Annotated in this window: 26 protein-coding genes; 12 read left to right on the forward strand and 14 right to left on the reverse strand. The window is 68.9% G+C overall.

What is annotated here, in order from left to right:
- Positions 1-157: 157 nt before the first annotated feature.
- Genes ACODT0_RS26520 through ACODT0_RS26530 form a run of 3 tightly spaced genes read left to right on the forward strand, consistent with a single transcriptional unit; the run spans position 158 to position 2,896 of the window.
- Positions 158-1,609: a polyhydroxyalkanoate depolymerase gene (locus ACODT0_RS26520; RefSeq protein WP_261210945.1), complete on the forward strand. Its 1,452-nt coding sequence runs from the start codon at positions 158-160 to the stop codon at positions 1,607-1,609.
- A 19-nt stretch (positions 1,610-1,628) separates the two neighbouring features.
- The gene (locus ACODT0_RS26525) at positions 1,629-2,261 is read left to right on the forward strand and encodes an RnfABCDGE type electron transport complex subunit B (protein ID WP_479672217.1); all 633 of its coding nucleotides are present in this window, start codon (positions 1,629-1,631) and stop codon (positions 2,259-2,261) included.
- The gene (locus tag ACODT0_RS26530) at positions 2,258-2,896 is read left to right on the forward strand and encodes a LysE family translocator (RefSeq protein ID WP_479672216.1); all 639 of its coding nucleotides are present in this window, start codon (positions 2,258-2,260) and stop codon (positions 2,894-2,896) included. Before ACODT0_RS26525 ends, ACODT0_RS26530 begins: the two co-directional genes overlap by 4 nt.
- A gap of 9 nt (positions 2,897-2,905) precedes the next feature.
- Here the strand turns inward: ACODT0_RS26530 and yedA are convergent, their stop codons facing one another.
- Complete coding sequence (gene yedA / locus ACODT0_RS26535) at positions 2,906-3,811, reverse strand: drug/metabolite exporter YedA (RefSeq protein WP_489042708.1); 906 nt, start codon at positions 3,809-3,811, stop codon at positions 2,906-2,908.
- 117 nt (positions 3,812-3,928) lie between these two features.
- Between yedA and ACODT0_RS26540 the strand changes: the two genes are divergently transcribed.
- Positions 3,929-4,426, forward strand: a complete 498-nt coding sequence (locus tag ACODT0_RS26540) for an Lrp/AsnC family transcriptional regulator (RefSeq protein WP_489042709.1) — start codon at positions 3,929-3,931, stop codon at positions 4,424-4,426.
- 12 nt (positions 4,427-4,438) lie between these two features.
- Here ACODT0_RS26540 and ACODT0_RS26545 read toward each other — a convergent pair whose 3' ends face one another.
- The 7 genes from ACODT0_RS26545 to scpA are packed head-to-tail and all read right to left on the reverse strand — an operon-like array spanning position 4,439 to position 13,296.
- Positions 4,439-4,927, reverse strand: a complete 489-nt coding sequence (locus ACODT0_RS26545; RefSeq protein WP_057593644.1) for a VOC family protein — start codon at positions 4,925-4,927, stop codon at positions 4,439-4,441.
- On the reverse strand, positions 4,924-5,955 hold the full coding sequence (gene bioB / locus ACODT0_RS26550; RefSeq protein ID WP_296789002.1) for a biotin synthase BioB: 1,032 nt from the start codon (positions 5,953-5,955) through the stop codon (positions 4,924-4,926). The genes ACODT0_RS26545 and bioB overlap by 4 nt, the downstream gene beginning before the upstream one ends.
- Positions 5,955-8,003 (reverse strand): acetyl-CoA carboxylase biotin carboxylase subunit, encoded by a 2,049-nt coding sequence (locus tag ACODT0_RS26555; RefSeq protein ID WP_057593643.1) that lies wholly within the window; start codon positions 8,001-8,003, stop codon positions 5,955-5,957. The genes bioB and ACODT0_RS26555 overlap by 1 nt, the downstream gene beginning before the upstream one ends.
- 17 nt (positions 8,004-8,020) lie before the next feature.
- Positions 8,021-9,565, reverse strand: coding sequence for an acyl-CoA carboxylase subunit beta (locus tag ACODT0_RS26560; RefSeq protein WP_057593642.1), 1,545 nt, complete (start codon positions 9,563-9,565; stop codon positions 8,021-8,023).
- 40 nt (positions 9,566-9,605) lie between these two features.
- Positions 9,606-10,658, reverse strand: a complete 1,053-nt coding sequence (gene meaB, locus ACODT0_RS26565; RefSeq protein WP_489042710.1) for a methylmalonyl Co-A mutase-associated GTPase MeaB — start codon at positions 10,656-10,658, stop codon at positions 9,606-9,608.
- Positions 10,652-11,125: a GNAT family N-acetyltransferase gene (locus tag ACODT0_RS26570; RefSeq protein ID WP_057593640.1), complete on the reverse strand. Its 474-nt coding sequence runs from the start codon at positions 11,123-11,125 to the stop codon at positions 10,652-10,654. Before ACODT0_RS26570 ends, meaB begins: the two co-directional genes overlap by 7 nt.
- A gap of 8 nt (positions 11,126-11,133) precedes the next feature.
- On the reverse strand, positions 11,134-13,296 hold the full coding sequence (gene scpA / locus ACODT0_RS26575) for a methylmalonyl-CoA mutase (RefSeq protein ID WP_479672214.1): 2,163 nt from the start codon (positions 13,294-13,296) through the stop codon (positions 11,134-11,136).
- Positions 13,297-13,454: 158 nt separating this feature from the next.
- On the opposite strand from scpA, the gene ACODT0_RS26580 reads away from it, so the two are divergent.
- Entirely contained in the window at positions 13,455-14,096 is a 642-nt protein-coding gene (locus tag ACODT0_RS26580) for a GntR family transcriptional regulator (protein ID WP_057593638.1), read from the forward strand.
- Positions 14,097-14,136: 40 nt separating this feature from the next.
- Here ACODT0_RS26580 and ACODT0_RS26585 read toward each other — a convergent pair whose 3' ends face one another.
- Entirely contained in the window at positions 14,137-14,922 is a 786-nt protein-coding gene (locus tag ACODT0_RS26585) for an IclR family transcriptional regulator (protein ID WP_057593637.1), read from the reverse strand.
- A 114-nt stretch (positions 14,923-15,036) separates the two neighbouring features.
- Between ACODT0_RS26585 and ACODT0_RS26590 the strand changes: the two genes are divergently transcribed.
- A complete protein-coding gene (locus ACODT0_RS26590) occupies positions 15,037-16,050 on the forward strand; it encodes a tripartite tricarboxylate transporter substrate binding protein (protein ID WP_413763823.1) in 1,014 nt (337 codons plus the stop codon).
- 28 nt (positions 16,051-16,078) lie between these two features.
- Positions 16,079-16,957, forward strand: a complete 879-nt coding sequence (locus ACODT0_RS26595; protein ID WP_489042711.1) for a TauD/TfdA dioxygenase family protein — start codon at positions 16,079-16,081, stop codon at positions 16,955-16,957.
- A 19-nt stretch (positions 16,958-16,976) separates the two neighbouring features.
- Here ACODT0_RS26595 and dusA read toward each other — a convergent pair whose 3' ends face one another.
- A complete protein-coding gene (gene dusA, locus ACODT0_RS26600; protein ID WP_489042712.1) occupies positions 16,977-18,026 on the reverse strand; it encodes a tRNA dihydrouridine(20/20a) synthase DusA in 1,050 nt (349 codons plus the stop codon).
- Between the two features lie 236 nt (positions 18,027-18,262).
- Here dusA and ACODT0_RS26605 point away from each other — a divergent pair, with 236 nt between their 5' ends.
- Positions 18,263-18,652, forward strand: coding sequence for a DoxX family protein (locus ACODT0_RS26605; protein WP_489042713.1), 390 nt, complete (start codon positions 18,263-18,265; stop codon positions 18,650-18,652).
- 59 nt (positions 18,653-18,711) lie between these two features.
- A complete protein-coding gene (gene soxR, locus ACODT0_RS26610; protein ID WP_057593633.1) occupies positions 18,712-19,176 on the forward strand; it encodes a redox-sensitive transcriptional activator SoxR in 465 nt (154 codons plus the stop codon).
- A gap of 107 nt (positions 19,177-19,283) precedes the next feature.
- On the opposite strand, the gene ACODT0_RS26615 is transcribed toward soxR, so the two are convergent.
- Complete coding sequence (locus ACODT0_RS26615; protein ID WP_479672210.1) at positions 19,284-20,315, reverse strand: acyltransferase family protein; 1,032 nt, start codon at positions 20,313-20,315, stop codon at positions 19,284-19,286.
- Positions 20,312-20,479: a hypothetical protein gene (locus tag ACODT0_RS26620; protein WP_479672209.1), complete on the reverse strand. Its 168-nt coding sequence runs from the start codon at positions 20,477-20,479 to the stop codon at positions 20,312-20,314. Before ACODT0_RS26620 ends, ACODT0_RS26615 begins: the two co-directional genes overlap by 4 nt.
- A gap of 303 nt (positions 20,480-20,782) precedes the next feature.
- Between ACODT0_RS26620 and ACODT0_RS26625 the strand changes: the two genes are divergently transcribed.
- Positions 20,783-21,172 carry a hypothetical protein gene (locus ACODT0_RS26625; RefSeq protein WP_489042714.1) on the forward strand — a complete coding sequence of 130 codons (390 nt, stop codon included), beginning with the start codon at positions 20,783-20,785 and terminating at the stop codon, positions 21,170-21,172.
- Here ACODT0_RS26625 and ACODT0_RS26630 read toward each other — a convergent pair whose 3' ends face one another.
- Together ACODT0_RS26630 and ACODT0_RS26635 are read right to left on the reverse strand one after the other, a co-directional pair.
- A complete protein-coding gene (locus tag ACODT0_RS26630; RefSeq protein ID WP_489042715.1) occupies positions 21,173-22,408 on the reverse strand; it encodes a serine hydrolase domain-containing protein in 1,236 nt (411 codons plus the stop codon).
- Between the two features lie 39 nt (positions 22,409-22,447).
- The gene (locus ACODT0_RS26635) at positions 22,448-23,389 is read right to left on the reverse strand and encodes a GntR family transcriptional regulator (RefSeq protein ID WP_413763827.1); all 942 of its coding nucleotides are present in this window, start codon (positions 23,387-23,389) and stop codon (positions 22,448-22,450) included.
- 167 nt (positions 23,390-23,556) lie between these two features.
- Here ACODT0_RS26635 and aptA point away from each other — a divergent pair, with 167 nt between their 5' ends.
- Together aptA and ACODT0_RS26645 are read left to right on the forward strand one after the other, a co-directional pair.
- Positions 23,557-24,939 (forward strand): omega-aminotransferase AptA, encoded by a 1,383-nt coding sequence (gene aptA / locus ACODT0_RS26640; RefSeq protein WP_489042716.1) that lies wholly within the window; start codon positions 23,557-23,559, stop codon positions 24,937-24,939.
- 20 nt (positions 24,940-24,959) lie between these two features.
- Positions 24,960-26,051: a C45 family autoproteolytic acyltransferase/hydrolase gene (locus ACODT0_RS26645; RefSeq protein ID WP_422097317.1), complete on the forward strand. Its 1,092-nt coding sequence runs from the start codon at positions 24,960-24,962 to the stop codon at positions 26,049-26,051.
- Positions 26,052-26,093: the final 42 nt, after the last annotated feature.

The following is a 26,093-nucleotide window of genomic DNA, read 5'->3' on the forward strand; positions in this document are numbered from 1 at the left end:
CCCCCCCCCCCCCCCCCCCCCCCCCCCCCCCCCCCACAACTTGTTCACGCAAGCCCGCGGCCATCTCCGAGGGCCTTCCCGGGCCTAGGGTTAGGCCCCCTGCGCGTGTCGAAATGCGCTGATATATTGCACCGCAACATTCCAACTCGACACAGCGATGCTCTACCAACTCTACGAAGCCCAGCGTTCCCTCATGGAACCGTTCGCGGACTTCGCCCAGGCCGCCTCCAAGCTCTACAGCCCCGGTGCCGTCTGGAGCCAGCTGCCCGGAGCGCAGCGCATGGCGGCGAGCTACGACCTGCTCTACCGCCTCGGCAAGGACTACGAGAAGCCCGAGTTCAACATCAAGTCGGTCAAGGTCGACGGCGACGACGTCGTGATCCAGGAAGTGATCGAGCTGGAAAAGCCGTTCTGCCAGCTGCGGCGCTTCAAGCGCTTCACCGACGAGCCGCACATCCTCAAGACGCTCAAGAGCCAGCCCGTGGTGCTGGTGGTGGCGCCGCTGTCGGGCCACTACGCCACCCTGCTGCGCGACACCGTGCGCACCCTTTTGCAGGACCACAAGGTCTACATCACCGACTGGAAGAACGCGCGCCTGGTGCCGCTGTCGGACGGCGAGTTCCACCTCGACGACTACATCAACTACGTGCAGGAGTTCATCCGCCGCCTGCAGGCCGAGTACGGCAACTGCCACGTGGTCAGCGTGTGCCAGCCCACGGTGCCGGTGCTGGCCGCCGTGTCGCTGATGGCCAGCCGCGGCGAGGCGCTGCCGCTCACCATGACGATGATGGGCGGCCCGATCGACGCGCGCAAGTCGCCCACGGCGGTCAACAACCTCGCGATGAACAAGAGCTTCGAGTGGTTCGAGAACAACGTGATCTACCGCGTGCCCCAGGGCTTCCCGGGCGCGGGCCGGCGCGTCTACCCGGGCTTCCTGCAGCACACGGGCTTCGTCGCGATGAACCCCGACCGCCACGCGAGCAGCCACTACGACTACTTCAAGGACCTGATCAAGGGCGACGACGCGAGCGCCGAGGCGCACCGCAAGTTCTACGACGAGTACAACGCCGTGCTCGACATGGACGCCGATTACTACCTCGAGACGATCCGCACCGTGTTCCAGGAATTCGACCTGGTCAACGGCACCTGGGACGTGAAGAGCCCGACCGGCGAGGTCGAGCGCGTGCGGCCGCAGGACATCCGCGCCACCGCGCTGCTCACGGTCGAGGGCGAGCTCGACGACATCTCGGGCTCGGGCCAGACCGAGGCCGCGCACGAGCTGTGCACCGGCATCGACGATGCGAAGCGCGAGCACTACGAGGTCAAGGGCGCGGGCCACTACGGCATCTTCAGCGGCCGCCGCTGGCGCGAACTGGTCTACCCGAAGATGCAGAAGTTCATCGCCGCGAACGACCAGCCGCAAAGCCGCGCCGGCGCGCGCGAGAGCCTGGCGGCGGAAGACCAGGTCAAGCCCGGCCGCAGGCTGGCGGCCACCACCGCCACCGCGCCCGTCAAGAAGGCGGCTGCAGCCAAGAAGGCGGCACCGGCCGCGAAGCGCGCGGCCGCCCCGAAGAAGACCGTGGCGCGCAAAGCCGCCGCGGCGCGCTGAGCGCCCTCCTTTCCCTCCCGTGAACGGACTGGCCGCACGCATCCACGACGCACTGCCCCAGACGCAGTGCACCCGTTGCGGCTACCCGGACTGCGAGGGCTATGCGCAGGCCGTGGCCAGCGCCGAGGCCGAGATCAACCAGTGCCCGCCGGGCGGCGCCGAGGGCGTCGAGCGGCTCGCGCGGCTCACCGGCCGCCCCGTGCAGGCGCTCGATCCGGCCTTCGGCACCGAGGGCCCGCGCAGGCTGGCGGTGATCGACGAGGCCTGGTGCATCGGCTGCACGCTGTGCCTCGACGCCTGCCCGACCGACGCCATCCTCGGCATCAACAAGCGCATGCACACCGTGATCGACGCGCACTGCACGGGCTGCGAACTCTGCATCCCGGTCTGCCCGGTCGACTGCATCTCGCTCGAGGACGCCACGCCGGGCCGCACCGGCTGGCAGGCCTGGTCGCCCGCGCAGGCGGCCCATGCTCGCGCGCGCTACGCCCTGCACGGCCAGCACCGGCCCACCGATGCGCGCCAGGGCAAGAAGCGCCCCGAAGCCGAGGTCGCGGCGCCCAGCGCCGAGGCCCGCAAGCGCTCGGTGGTCGAGGCCGCGCTCGCGCGCGCCCGCGCCGCCGCCCAACGTCCTTCCACGCCCAAGCCATGAACCTCGACACCCTGCTCGTCTTCGTGCTCGCCTCCCTCGCGCTCGCCGTGATCCCGGGCCCGACCATGCTGCTCGCGCTGTCGAACGGCATCGACGGCGGCATGCGCCGCGCGAGCTGGGGCATCGTCGGCGCCTCGCTCGGCAGCAGCATCGTGATCGCCGTCGTCGCGCTCGGCCTGGGCTCGCTGCTGGCGGCCTCGGAATGGCTGTTCAACGCGATCCGCGTGGCCGGCGTGGCCTACCTCGTGTGGCTCGGCGTCAAGCTCTGGCGCAGCGACGCCACCGACCTCGGCGCCGCGCTCGCGAAGTCCTCGCCCGAAAGCCGGCTGCATGGCCGCATCGCGCTGCTGCGCAGCCTCGCGGTGGCGCTGTCGAATCCCAAGTCGCTGCTGTTCTTCGCGGCCTTCCTGCCGCAGTTCGTCGACATCGCTCGGCCGCAGGGCCCGCAGTACCTGCTGCTCGGCGGCATCTTCGTGTTGCTCGACACCTGCGTGATGCTGGCCTATGCCGGCGCCGGCACGCAGGCCGTGCGCTGGCTCTCGAAGCGCGGCCTCAAGGCGCTGAACCGCGGCTGCGCCGTGGGCATGTGGCTGCTGGCGGCCACGCTCGCGGTATGGCGCCGACCCGGCGCCTGAGCCACGGGCTCAGCCTCTGGCCGAGCGCTTGAGCAGCAGCATCAGCACGCCCGCCAGGGTCACCGTCACCGCGTACCACTCGAAGCGCGTGACCGTCTCGCCGGCGATCCACACGCCCAGCAGCATCGCGATCACCGGATTGACGAAGGTGTAGCTGGCCGCCAGCGCGGCCGGTGCGCGCGCCAGCAGCAGCATGTAGGCGTTGAAGGCGATCAGCGAGCCGAACACCACCAGGTAGAACCAGGCGGCCGTGGCCTGCGGCGCGGGCGGCCACGCGAGGCTCTCGCCCGAGACAGCGGCCAGCACCAGCAGCACCACGCCGCCGCAGATCATCTCGCTCGCGAAGCCCATCGCGCCCGGTGCGAGCGGCAGCGCGCGCTGGCTCAGCACGCTGCCGGCCGACCAGCAGACGCAGGCGATGCTGATCGCGGCCAGCCCGGCCGGCGAGGCCTGGAAGCCGCTGCCCTGGGTCAGCATCAGCACGCCGACCAGGCCCAGCGCGATGCCGATCGCCTCGAGCTTCGTCGGCACGATGCCCCAGATCAGGTTGAGCAGCGCGATGATCAGCGGCACCACCGCGATGAAGGCCACCACCAGGCCCGAGCCCACCGAGACCTCGGCATGCGCGGTGCCGCCCATGCCGCCGCCAAGCATCAGCGTGCCGACCACCAGCGCGTTGCGCCACTGCAGCCGGTTCGGCCAGGGCGCGCCGCGCCAGCGCATCCAGGCCGCGAGCAGGAGGCCCGCGAACAGGAAGCGCGAACCCATCTGCAGGAAGGGCGGGAAGCTGATCAGCGCGTACTTGATCGCGAGGTAGGTCGAGCCCCAGACCAGCCAGGTGGCGGCGAGGCAGAGCCAGATGATCGGCGGCAGTCCGCCGCGCGCGGACGGCGTGGAAGTGGCGAGCGAGAGCATGTCGAGGGTGTCTGTTGTTGTGGGCCTGAGCCGCTCCATGGTATGAAGGCCGCCGCCGCGCTTCCATGCGCAAATCACGGTTCTGGCGGCTCGCGGCCGTCGATTTGAAGGACTTCGATGGAATCCACCTTGAACCCCACGCTCGATGCCCACGACACCCGCATCCTGGCCGAGCTGCAGAAGGATGCGCGCCTCACCATGGCCGAGCTCGGTCGCCGCGTGCACCTGAGCCAGCCGGCGGTGACCGAGCGCGTGAAGAAGCTCGAGGCCGCGGGCGTGATCAGCGGCTACCGCGCCACCGTCAACCTGGCCAAGCTGGGCTACGGCATCCGCGCGATGATCCGCGTCGGCCGCGCCGACTACGACCGCGTCGTGAAGCTGGTGCAGGACACGCCCGAATGCGTGAATGCCTACAACGTGACCGGCGAGGACAGCTGGATCCTCGAGATCGCGGTGATCGACGTGAGCCACCTCGACGCGGTGGTCACCAAGTTCTGCATCCTCACCGAGACCGCGACCTCGATCATCCTGAACCCGGCGCGCGAGCACCAGCCGATGCGGCCGCCGCACCGCTCGGACGTGAAGCCGCCGATAAGGAAGGTCGTGAACGCCTGAAGGCGCCCGGCCTCAGCGCCCGGCGAGCGCGTCGAAGGCCTTCACCACCTCGGGCGGCGCCTGCACCATCTCGATGAGCACGCCCTCACCCGCGATCGGGAACTCGTCGTTCGCCTTCGGATGCAGGAAGCAGATGTCGAAGCCCGCCGCGCCCTTGCGGATGCCGCCGGGCGCGAAGCGCACGCCCTGCGAGGTCAGCCATTCCACGGCCGTCGGCAGGTCGTCGATCCACAGGCCCACGTGGTTGAGCGGCGTGGCATGCACCGCGGGCTTCTTCTCGGGATCGAGCGGCTGCATCAGGTCGACCTCGACCTTGAACGGGCCGGTGCCGATCGCGCAGATGTCCTCGTCGACGTTCTCGCGCTCGCTTCGGAAGGTGCCCGTGACCTCGAGCCCCAGCATGTCGACCCAGAGCTTCTGCAGCCGGGTCTTGTCGGGACCGCCGATCGCGATCTGCTGGATGCCCAGCACGCGGAAGGGACGTTGGATGGCGCTCGTCATTGGCAGGACTCCGGGTTCGTTTCGGTCGAGGCGCGGTGCGAGCGCAGCCCCAGCTTGCGCAGCAGCTGCACGTCGGCCTCCACGTCGGGATTGCCCGTGACCAGCAGCTTGTCGCCGTAGAAGATCGAATTCGCGCCGGCCATGAAGCACAGCGCCTGCACCGCCTCGCCCATCTGCTGGCGGCCGGCCGACAGGCGCACGCGCGCGGTCGGCATGGTGATGCGCGCGACCGCGATCATGCGCACGAAGTCGAAGGGATCGATCGGTTCCGAGTCGGCCAGCGGCGTGCCGGGCACGCGCACCAGGCTGTTGATCGGCACCGACTCGGGGTACGGATCGAGGTTGGCCAGCTGCGCGATCAGCCCCGCGCGGTGCACCGGCGCCTCGCCCATGCCCACGATGCCGCCGCAGCACACGCTGATGCCGGCGCCGCGCACATGGGCCAGCGTGTCGAGCCGGTCCTGGTAGCTGCGGGTGTCGACGATGTCGGTGTAGTACTCGGGCGCGGTGTCGAGGTTGTGGTTGTAGTAGTCGAGGCCGGCGGCCTTGAGCTGCTGCGCATGGTGCGGCTCGAGCATGCCGAGCGTGGCGCAGGTCTGCAGGCCCAGGCCCTTCACGGCCTCGACCAGCACCGCCACCTTCTCGACGTCGCGGTCCTTGGGCGCGCGCCAGGCCGCGCCCATGCAGAAGCGCGTGGCGCCCGCGTCCTTGGCCGCCTGCGCGGCGCGCAGCACCTCGTCGACCTCCATCAGCTTCTGCGCCTTCACGCCGGTGTCGAACTCGGCCGACTGCGGGCAGTAGCCGCAGTTCTCGGGGCAGCCGCCGGTCTTCACCGACAGCAGCGTGGCCAGCTCGATGTCGCCCGCGGGAAAGTGCTGGCGGTGCACCGTCTGGGCCTCGAACAGCAGTTCCATCAGCGGCTTGTCGAGCAGCGCCTGGATCGCCTCGACCGACCAGCGGCCCTCGGGCGCCGGCGCCGGCTTCGCGGGCCGGTGCAGCACCACCGCCTGCAGGTCGCTGGCCCCCATCAGTTGAACTCCAGGATGATCTGGTCGACCGCGAGCGACTCGCCCTTGGCCGCGGAGATCTTGCCGACCACGCCGTCCTGCGCGGCGAACAGCACGTTCTCCATCTTCATCGCCTCGATCACCGCGAGCTTCTCGCCGGCCTGCACCTGCTGGCCCGGCTGCACCGCCACCTCGACCAGCAGCCCCGGCATCGGCGACATCAGGAACTTGCTGAGGTCCGGCGGTGCCTTGTGCGGCATCAGCGCAAGCAAGCGCGCGCCCAGCGGCGACAGCACCATGGCCTCGATCTGGCGGCCGTCGTTCGACACCCGCAGCGCCAGCGGATTCTTGCCGGCGCCGCGCTCCACCTGCGCGACGAAGGGCTTGTCGTTGACGATGCCCTGCACGCGCACCGCGCCCAGCGCGAGGCTGCTGTCGATCTTGTAGGTCTTGCCGTTGACCGTGACCGCGCTCGCGCCGGTCTTGCCGTGGAAGTCGCTCACGGTCACCGGGTGGTGCACGTGCTCGCCCTGCGCGCCGAGCTCGACCACCACGAACTGCTCGCCCACCTTCACGCCGTGGCCTTCGAGCTGGCCGCTGATGCCCGAGGCACGCGCGCGGTAGCGGCGGTGCACGTAGGCGGCCAGCGCGACCAGGAAATCGGGCTCGCTGTGCGGCACGTCCTCGGCATGGAAGCCCTTGCCGTAGTTCTCGGCGATGAAGCCGGTGTTGAAGTCGCCGGCCACGAACTTCGGATGCGCGAGCAGCGCCGCCTGGAACGGGATGTTGCTGCTGATGCCGCGGATCACGAAGCCGTTGAGTGCCTCGCGCATGCGCGCGATCGCGTGGTTGCGGTCCTTGCCGTGCACGATGAGCTTGGCGATCATCGAGTCGTAGTACATCGGGATCTCGCCGCCCTCGTACACGCCGGTGTCCACGCGCACGCCCTGCAGGTGCTCGGTGTCGCTCGCGAACATGGTCTCGGCCGGCGGCTGGAACTTCACCAGCCGGCCGGTCGAGGGCAGGAAGTTGCGGAACGGGTCCTCGGCGTTGATGCGGCACTCGATGGCCCAGCCGTCGCGCTTGACCTGCTCCTGCGTCAGCGGCAGTGCCTCGCCGGCCGCCACGCGGATCATCAGCTCCACCAGGTCGAGGCCGGTGATGCACTCGGTCACCGGGTGCTCCACCTGCAGCCGGGTGTTCATCTCGAGGAAGTAGAAGCTCTGGTCCTTGCCGACCACGAACTCCACCGTGCCCGCGCTCTGGTAGTTCACGGCCTTGGCCAGCGCCACCGCCTGCTCGCCCATCGCCTTGCGCGTGGCGTCGCTGATGAAGGGCGACGGCGCCTCCTCGATCACCTTCTGGTGCCGGCGCTGGATCGAGCATTCGCGCTCGTTGAGGTAGATCACGTGGCCGTGCGAATCGCCGAGCACCTGGATCTCGATGTGCCGCGGCTCCTCGACGAACTTCTCGATGAACACACGGTCGTCGCCGAAGCTGTTGCGCGCCTCGTTGCGGCAGGAGGTGAAGCCCTCGAAGGCCTCCTTGTCGTTGAAGGCCACGCGCAGGCCCTTGCCGCCGCCGCCGGCCGAGGCCTTGATCATCACCGGGTAGCCGATGTCCTTCGCGATCTCGACCGCGCGCTCTGCCGTCTCGATGGCGTCGTTCCAGCCCGGGATGGTGTTGACCTTGGCCTCGTTGGCGAGCTTCTTCGAGGCGATCTTGTCGCCCATGGCCGCGATCGAGTAGTGCTTGGGGCCGATGAAGGCGATGCCCTCTTCCTCGACCCTCTTCGCGAAGCTTTCGTTCTCCGACAGAAAGCCGTAGCCCGGGTGCACGGCCTCGGCGCCGGTCTTCTTGCAGGCCTCGATGATGCGGTCGGCCAGCAGGTAGCTCTCGCGGCTGGGCGCGGCACCGATGTGCACGGCCTCGTCGGCCAGCTCGACGTGGCGGGCTTCCTTGTCGGCGTCGGAATAGACAGCGACCGTGAGGATGCCCATCTTCTTGGCGGTCTGGATCACACGGCAGGCAATCTCGCCGCGATTGGCAATCAGGATCTTCTTGAACATGTTCTTCTCCGTGCGGCTCAAAGCGGAATGTTGCCGTGCTTGCGCCACGGGTTCTCGAGCTTCTTCTCGCGCAGCATCACCAGCGAGCGGCAGATGCGCTTGCGCGTCTCGTGCGGCAGGATCACGTCGTCGATGTAGCCGCGCGCGCCCGCCACGTAGGGATTGGCGAAGCGGGCCTTGTACTCGGCCTCGCGCGCCGCGAGCTTGGCCGGGTCGTTCTTGTCCTCGCGGAAGATGATCTCGACCGCGCCCTTGGCGCCCATCACAGCGATCTCGGCGCGCGGCCAGGCCAGGTTGACGTCGCCGCGCAGGTGCTTCGAGGCCATCACGTCGTAGGCGCCGCCGTAGGCCTTGCGCGTGATGACGGTGATCTTCGGCACCGTGCACTCGGCATAGGCGTAGAGCAGCTTGGCGCCGTGCTTGATGATGCCGCCGTACTCCTGGCCGGTGCCGGGCATGAAGCCGGGCACGTCGACGAAGGTCACGACCGGGATGTTGAAGGCATCGCAGAAGCGCACGAAGCGCGCGGCCTTGATGCTGCTCTTGATGTCGAGGCAGCCCGCCAGCACCAGCGGCTGGTTGGCGACGATGCCCACGGTCTGGCCTTCCATGCGCGCGAAGCCGATCACGATGTTCTTCGCGTAGTCGGGCTGCAGCTCGAAGAAGTCGCCGTCGTCCACCACCTTGAAGATCAGCTCCTTCATGTCGTAGGGCTTGTTCGCGTTTTCGGGCACCAGCGTGTCGAGCGAATAGTCGGGCCGGTCGGCCGGGTCGCCCTGGCCGTTGTTGCCCAGGCGCACCGGCGGCTTCTCGCGGTTGTTCAGCGGCAGGTAGTTGTAGAGGCGGCGCAGCATCATCAGCGCCTCGACGTCGTTCTCGAACGCCATGTCGGCCACGCCGCTGCGCGTGGTGTGGGTCACGGCACCGCCCAGTTCCTCGGCTGTCACGCTCTCGTGCGTCACCGTCTTCACCACCTCGGGGCCGGTGACGAACATGTAGCTCGAGTCCTTCACCATGAAGATGAAGTCGGTCATGGCGGGCGAGTACACCGCGCCGCCCGCGCAAGGGCCCATGATCATGCTGATCTGCGGCACCACGCCCGAGGCCATCACGTTGCGCTGGAACACGTCGGCATAGCCGCCGAGCGAGGCCACGCCCTCCTGGATGCGCGCGCCGCCCGAGTCGTTGAGGCCGATCACCGGGGCGCCGACCTTCATCGCCTGGTCCATCACCTTGCAGATCTTCTCGGCATGCGCTTCGCTGAGCGCGCCGCCGAAGACGGTGAAGTCCTGGCTGAAGACGAACACCAGGCGGCCGTTGATCATGCCGTAGCCCGTGACCACGCCGTCGCCCGGGATCTTGTTGTCGGCCATGCCGAAGTCGGTCGAGCGGTGCTCGACGAACATGTCCCATTCCTCGAAGGTGCCGTCGTCCAGCAGCAGTTCGAGGCGTTCGCGCGCCGTGAGCTTGCCCTTGGCATGCTGCGCGTCGATGCGCTTCTGGCCGCCACCGAGGCGGGCCTGCGCGCGGCGCTTTTCGAGTTCGTCGATCAGTTCTTGCATGGTGTGCTTTCGAAGCGGTGGTCCTGGATATCGTTGAAAGTCATGGTGCCGGCGCCGCGACGGCCGCCGCGGCGAGCAGCTGGCGCGCCGCGGTGGACGCCGGCAGGCTGCCCTGCGCCACCTGCCGCGTGAGCCGCGGCAGCAGCTCGCGCACCTGCGGGTGCTGCCTGAAGGCCTGCTTGAGCCCCGCGTCGATGCGCTCCCACATCCACGCGGTGGCCTGTTTCTCCCGGCGCGTGGCGAGCCGGCCGTTGGCGGTCTGCAGCGCGCGGAACTCGAGCACGGCAGCCCAGAAGGCATCGACGCCGGTGCCCGCGAGCGCACTGAGCTGCAGCACCGCCGGCCGCCAGAAGCGCACCTGCGCGCCGCTGTGCGCGTCGTGCGCCGCGGCCGCGTGGTCGGGGTTGCCCTGGTGGCCGAACAGCCGCAGCGCCGAGGTGATCTGCGCCTGTGCGCGCGTGGCGGCGTCCTTGTCGATGTCGGCCTTGTTGATGACGACCAGGTCGGCGATCTCCATCACGCCCTTCTTGATCGCCTGCAGGTCGTCGCCGGCGTTGGGCAGCTGCATCAGCACGAACATGTCGGTCATGCCCGATACCGCGGTCTCGCTCTGGCCCACGCCCACGGTCTCGACGATCACCACGTCGTAGCCCGCGGCCTCGCACACCAGCATCGCCTCGCGCGTCTTCTCGGCCACGCCGCCGAGCGTGCCGCTCGAGGGGCTCGGGCGGATGTAGGCGCGCTCGTGCACCGAGAGCCGTTCCATGCGCGTCTTGTCGCCGAGGATGGAGCCGCCCGAGACGGTGGACGAGGGGTCGATGGTGAGCACCGCGACGCGGTGGCCCTTGTCGATCAGCAGCAGGCCCAGGGTCTCGATGAAGGTCGACTTGCCGACTCCCGGCACGCCCGAGATGCCGAGCCGGAACGAATGGCCGGTGCGCGGCAGCAGCGCGGTGAGCAGCTCGTCGGCCTGCGCGCGGTGGTCGGCGCGGGTGGATTCGAGCAGCGTGATGGCCTTGGCGATGGCGCGGCGCTGCGCCATGCCGTCCGTCTCGGCGATCGCGCGCTCAAGCGCCTGCGCCGTGTTCAGCACGCGGCCTCCACGGCCAGGCGCCAGCGGTAGTGCAGGTCGACGCCCTCCTCGCCCTCGAGCACGAAGCCGTGCCGCAGGTAGAAGCGGTTGGCATCGCTCTCCACCAGCGCGGTGAGCTTGATGTCGCGCTGCTGCGCGCGCGCCTGCGCCTTGGCCCAGCGCATCACCCATTCGCCGATGCCCAGGCCCTGGAAGCCGGTGCGCAGGTACAGGTGGTCGAGCCGCAGCGCATCGGCACCCTCGGGCTTGAGCGTGACGAAGCCGATGCGCCCGTCGCCGTCGAGCACGATGTGGTGCATGAACGGGATCACGAAGCCGGCGCTGAGCCGCTCGCGCGAGCGCGCGAGGTCGAAGCGGCCGACACGCTCGAGGCTCGGGCGCATCGCATCGATGCGCAGCGCCAGCATGTCCTCGAAATCGCTGGATTCCACGGGCTGCAGCGACAGCCGCGACAGGAGATCGCCCACGACGCTGCTCAGGCCGCCACCGCCGCGCGGATCTGCTCCAGCACGTCCTTCGCGCTCGCCGGGATCGGCGTGCCCGGTCCGTAGATGCCCTTCACGCCGGCCTCGTAGAGGAAGTCGTAGTCCTGGCGCGGGATCACGCCGCCGACGAACACGATGATGTCGTCCGCGCCCTGCTTGCGCAGCTCCGCGATGATCGCGGGCACCAGCGTCTTGTGGCCGGCCGCGAGCGTGCTCACGCCCACCGCATGCACGTCGTTCTCGATCGCCTGGCGCGCGCACTCCTCGGGCGTCTGGAACAGCGGACCCATGTCGACGTCGAAGCCCAGGTCGGCGAAGGCCGTGGCCACCACCTTGGCGCCGCGGTCGTGGCCGTCCTGGCCCAGCTTGGAGATCATCACGCGCGGACGGCGGCCCTGCTCCTCGGCGAAGGCGTTGATCTCGGTCTTGAGGTTCTCCCAGCCCTCGGCGGAGTCGTAGGCGGCGGCGTAGACGCCGGTCACCTTCTGGGTGTCGGCGCGGTGGCGGCCGAAGGACTTCTCGAGCGCGTCGGAGATCTCGCCCACGGTGGCGCGCAGGCGCACCGCGTCGATGCTCAGCGCGAGCAGGTTGCCGGTGCCGTTCTCCGCCGCCTCGGTGAGCGCGTCGAGCGCGGCCTGCACCTTGGCGCCGTCGCGCGCGGCGCGGATCTTCTGCAGCCGCGCCACCTGCTGGTCGCGCACCTTCACGTTGTCGATCGAGAGGCTCTCGATCGCGTCCTCGTTCTTGAGCTTGTACTTGTTGACGCCGACGATCACGTCCTTGCCCGAGTCGATGCGCGCCTGCTTCTCGGCGGCGGCGGCCTCGATCTTGAGCTTGGCCCAGCCGCTGTCCACGGCCTTGGTCATGCCGCCCATAGCCTCGACCTCCTCGATGATGGTCCAGGCCGCGTCGGCCATGTCCTGCGTGAGCTTCTCCATCATGTAGCTGCCGGCCCAGGGGTCGATCACGTTCGTGATGTGCGTCTCTTCCTGGATGATGAGCTGCGTGTTGCGCGCGATGCGGGCGCTGAACTCGGTCGGCAGCGCGATGGCTTCGTCGAGCGCGTTGGTGTGCAGGCTCTGCGTGCCGCCGAACACCGCGGCCATCGCCTCGATGGTGGTGCGCACCACGTTGTTGTAGGGGTCCTGCTCGGTCAGGCTCCAGCCCGAGGTCTGGCAGTGGGTGCGCAGCATCAGGCTCTTGGGGTTCTTCGGTTCGAACTCCTTCATGATCCGGCACCACAGCAGGCGCGCCGCGCGCATCTTGGCCACCTCGAGATAGAAGTTCATGCCGATGGCCCAGAAGAAGCTCAGGCGCCCGGCGAAGCCGTCGACGTCGAGGCCCTTGGCCAGCGCGGTCTTCACGTACTCCTTGCCATCGGCCAGCGTGAAGGCCAGCTCCAGCGCCTGGTTGGCGCCGGCTTCCTGCATGTGGTAGCCGCTGATCGAGATCGAGTTGAACTTCGGCATGTTCTGCGCCGTGTACTCGATGATGTCGCCGATGATCCGCATGCTCGGCGCGGGCGGGAAGATGTAGGTGTTGCGGACCATGAACTCCTTGAGGATGTCGTTCTGGATGGTTCCGCTTAAGCTGTCCTGCGCCACGCCCTGTTCTTCCGCCGCCACCACGTAGCCCGCGAGCACCGGCAGCACCGCGCCGTTCATGGTCATCGACACGCTGACCTTGTCGAGCGGGATCTGGTCGAACAGGATCTTCATGTCCTCGACCGAATCGATCGCCACGCCGGCCTTGCCCACGTCGCCGGTCACGCGCGGATGGTCGCTGTCGTAGCCACGGTGGGTGGCGAGGTCGAAGGCCACGCTCACGCCCTGTCCGCCGGCGGCCAGCGCCTTGCGGTAGAAGGCGTTCGATTCCTCGGCGGTCGAGAAGCCGGCGTACTGGCGGATGGTCCACGGGCGCACCGCGTACATCGTGGCCTGCGGGCCGCGCAGGTAGGGCTCGAAGCCCGGCAGCGTGTCGGTGTACTTCAGGCCCTGCAGGTCGGCCGCGGTGTACAGCGGCTTGACGCTGATGCCGTCGGGCGTGATCCAGTTCAGCGCGGCGACGTCGCCGCCGGGGGCCGACTTGGCGGCGGCCTTGGCCCAGGCCTCGAGAGTGGCGGGCTTGAAGGAGGGTTCGGGTTTGCTGCTCATGGAGGCGCCGCTTCGCAGTGTGTCGTGCAGGGGTGTGCTGCTGGAGGAAAGGATTCGCTGGAATCGCTGGTGGCGCGCAGGGATTTGCAGGCCGGCCGCGAGTCTAACCGATCCATAATTATTAATTCAAACGCGATTTTTGAAGTACAGTCCCGCCCATGTCCGCCGTCACCCTCACCCCGCGCGCCCTCTATGAAGAGGTGGCCGAGCTGCTGCGCCAGCGGATCTTCCGCCGCGAGCTCGAACCGGGAAGCTGGATCGACGAACTCAAGCTCGCCGAGGAGTACGGCATCAGCCGCACGCCGCTGCGCGAGGCGCTGAAGGTGCTGGCCGCCGAAGGCCTGGTGACGATGAAGGTGCGCCGTGGCGCCTATGTGACCGAGGTGTCGGAGCAGGACCTGGCCGACGTCTACCACCTGCTCTCATTGCTCGAGAGCGATGCCGCCGGCGTGGTGGCCGAGCGCGCCACCGAGGCCCAGCTCGCCGAGCTGCGCGCGCTGCATGCCGAGCTCGAGGCTGCGGCAGCACCCGAAGACCGCGAGCATTTCTTCGCGGTCAACGAGCGCTTCCACATGCGCCTGCTGGCGATCGCCAACAACAAGTGGCGCGACCAGATGGTGGCCGACCTGCGCAAGGTGATGAAGCTCAACCGCCACAACTCGCTGCTCAAGGCCGGGCGGATCGGGGAATCGCTGGCCGAGCACCGCTCGGTGATGGCCGCGATCGAGGCGCGCGACGGCGAGGCCGCCATGGCGCGCATGCGCGAGCACTTCAGCAACGGGCTGGAAGCGGCGGCCTAGCGTTCGCCACGGGGCCGCGCGGCGGCCCGCTTCTCTTCACTCAATCGAGATCGACCGTGCCCGCCTCGGCCGCGATGCGCTGCGCCGTCTCGAGCAGCCGCGGCGCCACGCGAGCGAGCATGGTGTCCTTGGGCAGCAGGTAGGCCGGGCCGCCGCAGCTCACCGCGTAGCGCTCGCCGCGCGGGCCGCGCAGCGCGAAACCCAGCGCATGGATGTGCGGATGCCATTCGCCGAACGAGCCGCAGTAGCCCACGCGCGCGTACTCCTCGATGCTGGCGATCAGCCCCGGCTCGATGCGCGGCCAGTTCTCGCCGCTTTCCTGCCGGATCTGCGCCAGCAGCGCCTCCTGCTCGGGCGCCGCGAGCGAGGCCAGGTAGGCCCGTCCGGCGGCCGAGGTGGCGATCGTCATGCGCGAACCAACCTCGATGCGCGAGCTGATCATCACCGAGCGCGGGCGCAACGAATCGATGATCAGCATGTCGAGCTCGTCGCGCACGCCCATGTGCACGCTCGCGCCCGCGAAGTCCGACAGCGCCGCGAGATGCGGGCGCGCCACCGTGCGCAGGTCGAAGTGCCGCAGGTAGCGGCTGCTCATGTCGAGCAGCGCCGGCCCCAGGCTGAAACGCTCGCTGTCCTGCGACTGCCGCAGGTAGCCCGCCCCGACCAGGGTGGCCGTGAGCCGCGACACCGTCGCCTTGGGAATGCCCGTCGCATCCGCCAGTTCGCGATTGCCCATCGGCGCCGCCGCCATCCCGATCACCTTCAGCAGGGCCAGTCCCCGGGCGAGCGCGCTCACCTCTTCCCTGCCGCCAATCGCGTCATTCATTTTTAGAAACCTTTGCTTCCCTGATTGATCTTTGTTGCCATTTTTCAGCAAAAACGGGTTGACGCGAGAACTTTGGGAGATCATTATTTCGGAACACAGTTTCAAAATAATGAGATGACGAGACAAAACCCCCACTTCTCCCCGCCGTCGCCGCGCCGCCGCGAGCTCCTTGGCACCGGCCTCGGCCTGCTGGCCGGCGCCGGCCTTCCGGGTTTCGCGCGGGCCGCCGCGCCGGCCGCATTCCCCAAGGGACCGGTGAAGCTCATCGTGCCGTTCGCCCCCGGCGGGCCGACCGACACCGTCGGCCGCCTCATCGCCATGAAGCTGCAGGAGGGCTGGGGCCAGCCGGTCATCGTCGACTACAAGCCCGGCGCCGGCACCGCCATCGGTGCCGACTTCGTCGCCAAGGCCCCGCCCGACGGGCTGACCATCGGCATGGTGAATTCCTCGTTCGCGGTGAATCCCTCGCTGCGCAAGACGCTGCCCTACGACACGCTCAAGGACATCGCGGGCATCACGCAGATCGCCAACCTGCAGCTGGCCATCGTGGCCCGGCCCGACGCGCCCTTCAACACGCTGGCCGAGCTGATCGCCTATGCGAAGAAGAATCCGGGCAAGCTGACCTACGGCACGCCCGGCGCCGGCAGCACCACCCACCTGGGGGCCGAGCTGCTCAAGCGCGAGGCGGGCTTCGACATGCTGCACGCGCCCTTCAAGGGCAGCTCGCCCGCGCACACCGAACTCATGGGCGGTCGCATCGACCTCGTGGTCGACCCCTTCCTCTCGGTGCTGCCCTTCGTGAAGGCCGGCCGCATGAAGCTGATCGCCACCCTCGGCGACAAGCCGGTGCCCGGCTTCAGCTATCCGACCGTCGCGCAGACCCTGCCCGGCTTCCACGTCAATGCACTGCTGGGCTTCATCGCGCCGCACGGCACGCCGCCGGCGGTCATCGAGAAGATCCAGTCGGACACGCGCCGCGTGCTGCTCGACCCCGAGATGCGCAAGCGCGTCGAGGAACAGGGCATGGAGGTGGTCGCCTCCACGCCCGCGCAGTTCGACGCCTTCGTGCAGTCGGAGATGAAGCGCTGGGCGCGCGTCATCGCCGACGCGGGCATCCAGCCCGAGTGAGCCCCTCTTCCATCCGGACACCCTTCCCATGCCCCTAGCACTCACCCCCCTGCATCCGCATTTCGCCGCCGAAGCGCGCGGCATCGACATCGCCCGGCCGCTCTCGAGCGACGAGGTCAGGCAGATCAACGCCGCGATGAACCGCTATGCCGTGCTGGTGTGGCGCGGCCAGCCGCTCACGGGCCAGCAGCAGATCGATTTCGCCAAGGCCTTCGGGCCGCTCGACCTCGGCCTCAAGAAGGTGTTCAAGCGCCCCGAACGGCTCGAGGACGAGCGCCTGATCGACATCTCGAACGTCGACGCGCAAGGCAACGTCTCGCGCCGCGATTCGCCGAAGAACCTCTCGAACTTCGCCAACCAGCTCTGGCACAGCGACAGCTCGTTCCAGAACCCGCGCGCCGCCTATTCGATGCTGCATGCGCTGGTGCTGCCGAGCTGGGGCGGCAACACCGAGTTCACCGACCTGCGCGCCGCCTACGACGCCCTGCCCGAGCGCGACAAGGCCGAGCTCGAGGGCCTGAGCGCCGAGCACTACGCGCTGCACACGCGCATCCTGCTGGGCGACGAGGCCTACACCGACGAACAGAAGAAGACCATCCCGCCGGCCACCTGGCCGCTGGTGCAGACGCATCCGGGCTCGGGGCGCAAGCTGCTGTTCGTGGGCGTGCATGCGCGCGAGATCGTCGGCTGGCCCGTGGCCGAGGCCCGCATGCGGCTGTCTGACCTGCTCGAGCACGCGACCCAGCGCGAGTTCGTCTATCGCCACGAATGGCAGGTGCACGACCTCGTGATGTGGGACAACCGCAGCACCCTGCACCGCGGCCGGCGCTACGACATCGCCGAGCGCCGCGAGCTGCGCCGCACCACCATCGAGGACGTGCCCGAGGCCACGTTGATGGCGGCCTGAGAAGAAGCAGGAGCGCGGCTCAGGCCGCCTGCGCCACCGGCTCGTGCGCGATCGCCATCACCTCGTGCGGCGACTTGCTCTTCATGCGGTGGTCGCTCCACACCTGGCGCCAGCGGCGCGCGCCCGGCAACCCGTTGCGCAGGCCCAGCATGTGGCGCGCGATGTTCGACCACGGCGTGCCGTGCTCGGCCGCCTCGCGCACCATGTAGTCGCACATCAGGGTCTCGACCTCCTCGCGCGTGCGTTCCGAGGGCGCCGCGCCGAAGAACTCGGCGTCCCACTCGGCCAGCCACCAGGGGTTGTGGTACGCCTCGCGCCCCACCATCACACCGTCGAGCAGCCGCAGGTGCTCGTGCACCTGCGCATTGAGCGTGATGCCGCCGTTGATCGAGAACTTCAGCGCCGGAAAGTCGTGCTTGAGCCGGTGCACCAGCGCGTAGCGCAGCGGCGGGATCTCGCGGTTCTGCTTCGGGCTCAGGCCCTTGAGCCAGGCATTGCGCGCATGCACGATGAAGGTCTTGCAACCGGCCTCGCTGACCTGGCCCACGAAGTCGCGCACGAACTCGTAGTTCTCGATCTTGTCGATGCCGATGCGGTGCTTCACCGTCACCGGCACGCTGCTCGCGTCGACCATCGCCTTCACGCAGTCGGCCACCAGTTGCGGCTCGTTCATCAGGCAGGCACCGAAGGCGCCGCGCTGCACGCGCTCGCTCGGGCAGCCGCAGTTGAGGTTGATCTCGTCATAGCCCCATTGCTCGCCGAGCTTCGCGCAATGCGCCAGATCGGCCGGCTCGCTGCCGCCGAGCTGCAGCGCCAGCGGATGCTCCTCGGCGTTGAAGCGCAGGTGCCGCGGCACGTCGCCATGCACCAGCGCGCCGGTCGTCACCATCTCGGTGTAGAGCAGCGCGTGGCGGCTCAGCAGGCGGTGCAGATACCTGCAATGGCGGTCGGTCCAGTCCATCATTGGCGCGACCGATAGGCGCATCGCCTCGAGCGCCTGGGCCGCTTCAGGGCCTCGCACTGGATCGGGCCCGGGCCCGGCGTTTTCTGGGTTCTCGTTCGGTGTCATTCGATTTCTTTGGGCGCCGCCGCTTCTCTCGGTTGCAAGCGCGCAGGGCGCGAGCGTAGCGCACCCGGCCATTCCGCTGCATGGCGACAGCGCTTGACCTCAAGTTTGGTTGAGGTTTTACAGTCCGCCGCGCTCACCCGAATACCCGCGTGAGCTTCACCGATGAACCCATGGCGGCAACGAATATCCCGCCGAAATCAGGAGCTGTGTTGATGAGGTCGTGGATCGATGCCGCGTTGGAAAGCCAACTTCTGTGGCTGGCAGCCCGGATACTTCTTGCCGTGGTCTTTGCCGCGTCGGGTCTCGCCAAGGCGCTGAACTTCGCGGGCGGGGTGGGCGAGATGCGCGCGGCGGGCCTCGAGCCGGCCTGGGCCTTCAACGTCGCCACCATCTTCGTGCTGCTGGCCGGCTCGCTGCTGCTGCTGGTCGACCGCGCCGTGTGGCTGGGCGCCGGCGCGCTCTCGGTGTTCCTGCTGCTCACGATCGCGATCGTGCATCGCTTCTGGTCGCTGCCCGAGCCGCGCGCCACGCTGTCGCTGTACTTCGCGCTCGAGCACGTCTCCATCATCGGCGGGCTGCTCGCGGCGGCGATCGCGAGCCACCTGCGGCGGCAGCTCGGCGGCTGAGCACCACATCGCCCATATCGCCTATAAGACGCCGATCCGACTCCGAGCCTTTCCTCCCCATGCCAGAGAACCATCCCGCCGAGCCCGCCAAGGTCCTGACCGTCGGCGAGGTCGCCCGACGCAGCGGCGTCGCCGTCTCGACGGTGCACTTCTACGAATCGAAGGGGCTGATCAAGGGCTGGCGCAGCGAGGGCAACCAGCGCCGCTATCCGCGCGAGGTGCTGCGCCACATCGCGGTGATCCGCGTGGCGCAGCGCACGGGCATTCCGCTCGAGACCATCCGCGACTCGCTGTCGCGGCTGCCCGAGGGGCGCATCCTCAATGCCGCGCAGTGGAAGGCGCTGTCCGCCCACTGGCGCGACGAGCTCGACGCACGCATCCGCGTGCTGACCCGGCTGCGCGACGACCTCGGCGAATGCATCGGCTGCGGCTGCCTGTCGATGACCGACTGCCCGCTGCGCAATCCCGGCGACAGGCTGGGCGCCGCGGGGCCGGGGGCGGTGCTGCTCGACGATCCGCCTTGAGCCTGCACGCCAAGGATCCGAAGCAAGGAAACCGACGCCGCCAACCAATGAAACGGATATGCGCGACTCCGGCGTTGCGATCAAGCGCAACTTGACGATCGCAACGACTAGTTGCTCGTCGCGATGGCAGCGTCTGGACGCCAAGCCCCTCCGCGGAGCCACCTCGTGAGCGGCACCTCGAGGTATCTGTGCGAGGCAGTTGCAAAACCGAGGTTCACGGCGAAAAACACGGCCCATGCAACTGGCCAGCTTGGAAAGTCCAGCCCTTTCAACGCGAGCAAGCTGAACGGCTGCACCATGTAGAAGCTATAGCTGATGTCGCCAAACCATCGCAGCGGCCGCGGCCACCGAACCAAACCGTTGCATGCCACGAATCCGGCCACGATCAGTGCGCACGGGACGCCCCAGGCCAGAGCCCGCATCATTGCCGCGTCATAGTGCGCGAGGATGACCATGTGCGCGCCGAGAAAGGCTCGGTCATTCGTCTGGTCCCAACCAAGCCAGCAACCGGCAAGGAGCAGCGGAAGACCGATCCATTGCCTCAAGTAACGGCGCGACGAATAGATCCAGACCCCAGCCAGGAATTCGAGCGCCATCGGATGCCCCAGATAGATGGGCAACAGCCAGTCTCCGGTGTAGAAAACCCGAGAGAACACCATGACCAGCATCGCAATGCAAAAGACTCTCAAGACATGGCGACCGCTGACGAGAAGAGCAGCCGCCATCACGACATAGAACCACAACTCGAGCCCGATGGTCCAGCCGAACTGGTGCGCCGGGTTGGTGTAGCGACCCACGTCGAAGGCCGGAACAAAGGCCAGCGTGTTCCACCACCTGATTGCGGTCATCGGCCCAATGGCGACCAGAGGCAGCGAGAGCACGACGTACAAGGGAAGCACGCGCGTCAAGCGATTCAGCAGGAAGCTCTTCGCCTCAGAACGCTGCGCAGCCATGGCAACGACAAAACCGGAAATGACGAAGAAGAGGTCAACGCCCACCGCAGCCCCCTCCTTGAAAAAGCCGTAGTACGGGCTATCCATCGGAAAGGTCAGCACGATGCCGGCGTGAACCAGCAACACCAACAAGGCCGCCCCCCCTCTGAGCACCTGGATGCCTTCGAATCTTGATTGCGACGTCATGCAAATGCACCTTCGGTGCGACGCACAGCCAATCGGGCGCCATGAAATCTGGCAGCGGCAGCCAGTCCCCCGTCCTGGAACGCCAGCGGCTCCAGCACGTTGTTCAGAAAGACTCCGCCAATCTCCTGCAGGACCTGAATTTCGCCATAGCGTTTATCATTCATTTCGAAATGTTAATAAACGTTTCAATTTATGGCGTAAAAAATGAATGCCCGACCTCCGAACGGCAGAATCCGGCCGACCGAAGGCAGCATCTGCTGCGGGCACCAGCGCCCGGCCGACATCGACGGTTCGGACCGAAGCGAGGCTCGGCTGGCGCATGAGGACGTGAAGCTGAAATGACCTGCGTGCAGAGGGCTGCCCAACCCTCTGTACGGCCATGCGCCCTGGGGCTGCGGTCCCGACATACAGCGCACTAGACTCACCGGTCCGGAAGGGCGCTCAGAACATCGGCCCCTCCCCAACGCATGACCGCCCCACCCCTGCTCGACACCCCCGCCCTCCGCCGGCTCGCCGAAGCCGCCACGCCCACGCGCCCCACCTGCGCCTGCCGCCTGCAGGACGCCAGGGCCTGGGAAAGCATCACCGAGGAACGCTGGCCCAAGGCGCTGATGGAACAGGTCGGCACGCTGCGCGACCCCGAGGCCTACGAACCCACGTTCGAGGAATTCCACCCGGCCGGCACGCGCTACGACTCGCCCGAGGCGCCGATCTCGGTCGCGCACTTCCCGTACAACCGCTGCGACGTCTACCGCTGCAGCGCCTGCGCGCGCCTGGTGCTGCGCTACACCGAGTTCGGCGGCTACTACATCGACCACCGCGTGCGGGTGGTCGATGCCGCGCTGATCGCCGGCTGATCAGCCCTCGCCCATGAGGTGCGCGGCCAGCGCGCGAAAGGCCGGCATCGAGGTCGGCAGGTGGGCGTTGGCCGCCAGCGGATGCGAGGCGAAGCGCGCCACCACCATCTCGGCCACCGGATCGATGTGCAGCGCCTGGCCATGGATGCCCTGCGCGGTGAAGCTGCCGTGCGCGTCGTGCGCCACCCACCACATGTTGCGGTAGCTCCAGCCGGCCAGCCGGGTGTAGCCCGCGAGCGCGAAGCGCGCCGGGTCGGCGCCGCGGCGGATGTCGGCGACCACGGCCTCGGGCACGATCTGCGCGCCGTTGTAGAAGCCGCCCAGCCGCATCGCCTCGCCGAAGCGCGCGAGGTCGCGCAGGCCGGTGCACAAGCCGCCGCCCGCGAACTCGGCGCCCTGGCCGTCGAGCGCGAAGCTGGCGTCCTGCTCGGCGCCCAGGCGCGACCAGATCAGTTCGCCCAGCAGGCCGGCCACCGATTGCCCGGCCGCGCGCGCGATCAGCCAGCCCAGCACGTCGGTGTTGACGGTGCGATACGCGAAGGCCTGGCCGTGCACGGTGCCGTCGCGCGCCGCGCCCACGCTCTGCAAGAACTGCCGGTAGCCCTCGGCGCCCGCGTAGCCCGCCGGGCGCGGCAGCAGCTCGCCGGCGCGCGCGTGCTTCCACACGCCCGCATCGGGGTCGGCGTACTCCTCCGAATAGTCGATGGCCGTGGTCATGTCCATCACCTGGCGCACGGTCGCACTGCCGAAGGCGCTGTCGCCCAGCTCGGGGATGTAGTGCGTGACGAAGGCGTTCTCGTCGAGCGTGCCGTCGGCCGCGAGCATGGCGCCGAGCGTGCCCACCACCGACTTCGTGACCGACATCGCCATGTGCTCGCCCTGCGCATCGAGCGCGCCGAAGTAGCGCTCGTAGACGATGCGCCCGCGATGCAGCACCACGGCGCCGTCGGCATGGATGGCCTCGAGCGCCGCGAGCCAGGTCGTGGGCGCGCCATCGCCGAAGCGCGCGAAGGGCAACGCATCGATCTCGGGCCGCATCGCGCGCGGCAGCTCGGCCACCGGCGCGTTGCCGCGCCCCACCCTGCGCGTGGGCTGCAGTTCGCGCAGGTGCGAGAAGGCCCAGCGGTTGTCCGGCGGCTGGAACACCGGGCATTCGCGCGGCCTCGTGACGGGCGCGCCGGCCGTGGGGAATCCGTCGCGCCAGCCGGCGGCCAGCGCTGTGTTGTCTTGCGTCATGAAGAGAAGAAAGAAGAGAAGGTTGGGTTGCGGATTCAGTCAGTCGCCGAGCACGCCCATCACCCGCCGCTCCAGCAGCTCGCTGGCGCGGCTCAGGTGCAGCCGCATGCCTTCGGCGGCGCGGGCCAGGTCGCCGTCCTCGACCGCGTCGAGGATCTCGAGATGCTCGCGGCAGGACTTGTGCAGCAGGTCGACGTTCACGAGCGGATAGTCCGAGAGGTCCGACATGCGGCGCAGCCGGTTCTGCTGCTGCACGGTGTCGAGCACGAAGCGGTTGCCCGAGAAGCTGGCCAGCAGCTCGTGGAACTGCGCGTTGGCCTCGAAGAAGTCCATCCAGTTGTAGCGCGCGGCCTGGGCCAGCAGGCTCTGCTGCCGCTCGCGGCAGGCCAGCAGCCGCTCATGGTCGATGCGGAAGCCCGGCTCGCGCAGCGCGGCGCATTCGACGATCAGGCGGAAGCGGTAGCTCTCGCGCTCGCTCTCGACCGAGTCGAGGGTCTCGGTGAACTCCCAGCGCTGGTAATGGCGCCCGCGCAGCACGCCGTCCTGCAGCAGCGTGGTCAGCACGGTGCGCAGCAAGGGGCGCGGCGCGTCGTAGGCCTGCGCCAGCTCGAGCTCGTTGACGCGCGTCGGCAGCTTGCCCGCGAGGCGGTCGCGCAGCAATCGGTAATAGAGGGTCTTCTCCTCGTCCTCGGGCATCTCGCGCCGCGCGCGGCCCAGCGCCTCGCGGTCGGCCACCAGCGTGTAGCCGCGGTTGGGCACGTGGGCCAGCAAGGCGCGCTCGTGCAGGAAGCGCAGCGCGGCGCGCACCGGCGTGCGCGAGATGCCGAGCCGGCTCGCGAGGTCGGCCTCGGTCATGTGCCGGCCGTTCTCGTAGCCGCCGGCCAGGGCCTGGTCGAGGATGTAGCGGCTCACGCGCTGCGCGAGCGGCGCGATCTGCGACGCCGGCGGCGCCGGGGGCGTGTCCATCTGTGCTTCGGCCATCCAAGGTTCTCCGGGGAGGAATCGCGAGTGGCGCCGATCATCGCGCCGACTTTGTATTTTTGACCGCAAAAAACCATGTACATCTTGCGACAAAAATACAATCCACGCTCCAAGATCGGCCCACGACGACCCGAGCGCCGGGTCGCGTCCCAACGGAGAAAACCCTCGTGGCCGCAGCCGACACCCTTTCGACCCCCGACGCCGCCGCGGCGTCGCCCGCCCTGCCCGCGTCCCTCGACGCGTTCTGGATGCCCTTCACCCCCAACCGCAAGTTCAAGCAATCGCCGCGCCTGATCGTCGGCAGCGAAGGCCTCTACTACGACCTCGCCGACGGCCGCCGCGTGCTCGACGCCATCGCCGGCCTGTGGTGCGTGAACGCCGGCCACCGCAACCCGCGCATCAGCGCCGCGCTGAAGGCGCAGATCGACGTGCTCGATTACGCCTCGAACTTCCAGATCGGCCACCCGGCCGCCTTCACGCTGGCCGAGCGGCTCGCGCAGATGGCGCCCGGGGGCATGAACCACGTGTTCTTCACCAACTCGGGCTCCGAGTCGGTCGACACCGCGTTGAAGATCGCGGTGGCCTACCACCGCGCGCGCGGCGAGGCCGGCCGCTACCGGCTGATCGGCCGCGAGCGCGCCTACCACGGCGTGGGCTTCGGCGGCATCTCGGTCGGCGGCATCGGCCGCCAGCGCAGCACCTTCGGGCCGCTGCTCAACGGCGTGGACCACCTGCCGCACACGCACGACCTGGCGCGCAACGCCTTCTCGCGCGGCGAGCCGCCGCACGGCCTCGACAAGGCCGACGCGCTCGAGGCGCTGATCTCGCTGCACGACGCCTCGACCGTGGCCGCCGTCATCGTCGAGCCGGTGGCCGGCTCCACCGGCGTGCTGCCACCGCCGCGCGGCTACCTGAAGCGCCTGCGCGAGATCTGCGACCGGCACGGCGTGCTGCTGATCTTCGACGAGGTCATCACCGGCTTCGGCCGTCTGGGCACCAACTTCGCGGCCGACCTGTTCGGCGTGAAGCCCGACCTCATCACCACCGCCAAGGGCCTGACCAACGGCGCGGTGCCGATGGGCGCGGTGCTGATGCGCGACGCGGTGCACGACGCCTTCATGCAGGGCAGCGTGAGCGCGGTCGAGCTCTCGCACGGCTACACCTACTCGGGCCATCCGCTGGCCTGCGCGGCCGCCATGGCCACGCTCGACGCCTATGTGCACGACGGCCTGATCGCCCAGGCCGCGGCGCTGTCGCCCTATTTCGAGGAAGGCCTGCACGCGCTGCGCGGCCTGCCCGGCGTGATCGACGTGCGCAACGTCGGCCTGCTGGCCGGCATCGAGCTGCAGCCCTGGGCCGCCGGCCCGGGCACGCACGCCCAGGCCGTGGCGCAGCACTGCCTCGACGCCGGCGTGCTGGTGCGCTCGGTCGGCGACACGATCGCGCTGTCGCCGCCGTTCACGCTCGAGCGCCGGCACGTCGACCAGATCGTCGACAGCCTGCGCCAGGCCATCGCCCAGACCGCCCAGCCCACCGACACGCCCGCCTGAATTCCCGAGGACCGCACCCCATGGACATCGAATCCTTCCCCCTCTACGACATCGAGGGCGACGCCGCCCAGTGCGGCCGCCAGTACGGCCGCGCGGCCGGCGACCGCATCGACCTGAGCCTGCGCACCTACCGCGCCGCCTTCGAGCGCGTGGGCCTGAACTGGGAACGCACGCGCGCGCTGGCGCGCCGCTTCATGCCGCTGGTCGAGGCCTTCGACGCCGGCATGCTGCGCGAGATCGAGGGCGTGGCCGAGGGCGCGGGCGTGCCGGCCGAGGACATCGTGGCGCTCAACGCGCGCAGCGAGATGCTCTACGCCTTCCAGCAGCTCGAGGCCACCGAGCCGCCCGACGGCTGCACCGGCGTGGTGGTCATGCCCTCGGCCGCGCGCGACGGCAAGCTGATCCACGCGCAGAACTGGGACTGGCGCGTCGAGAGCCTCGAGCTCGGCGTGGTGCTGCGCATCCAGCCGGCCAAGGGCCCGGCCATCCTGACCTTCGCCGAGGCGGGCACGCTGGCGCGCGCCGGGCTCAACAGCGCGGGCATCGCGGTCACCGGCAACTTCATCAAGGCCGACAGCGACGGCCGCCAGCAGGGCGTGCCGCTGGCGCTGATCCGCCGCGGCATCCTGCAGTCCGAGCTCTACGCCAATGCGCTCGGCGTGGTCTGCCGCAGCGCGCGCTCGATCTCCAACAACATGATCCTGACCCATGCCGAGGGCGAGGCCGTGAGCCTGGAGACCTGCCCCGAGCAGGTGTTCTGGCAGCAGCCCGAGGACGGCGTGCTGGTGCATGCCAACCACTTCAAGACGCCGGCCGCGCTGGCGCGCGTGGTCGATCGCAGCCTCGAGACCACGCCCGACTCGCTCTACCGCGACCGCCGCGTGACCGAGGCCCTGCGCAAGCGCGCCGGCGACCTCACCGAGCAGGACGTGCTCGACGCGCTGCAGGACCGCTTCGGCGCGCCGCGCGCGGTCTGCCGCAGCCCGAGCGCGGGCCCGGGCGGCGCCTCCTCGGCCACCGTGGCGACCATCGTGATGGACCCGGCGGCACGGAAGATGCGCATCGCGCCGGCGCCCTTCAAGGCCCACCGCTTCACCGAATATTCCCTCTGAGTTCCTCCCGATCCGATCCCGACCGGCCCAGCCCCCGCCAGG

The sequence above is a fragment of the Variovorax sp. FG153 genome (assembly GCF_057809595.1).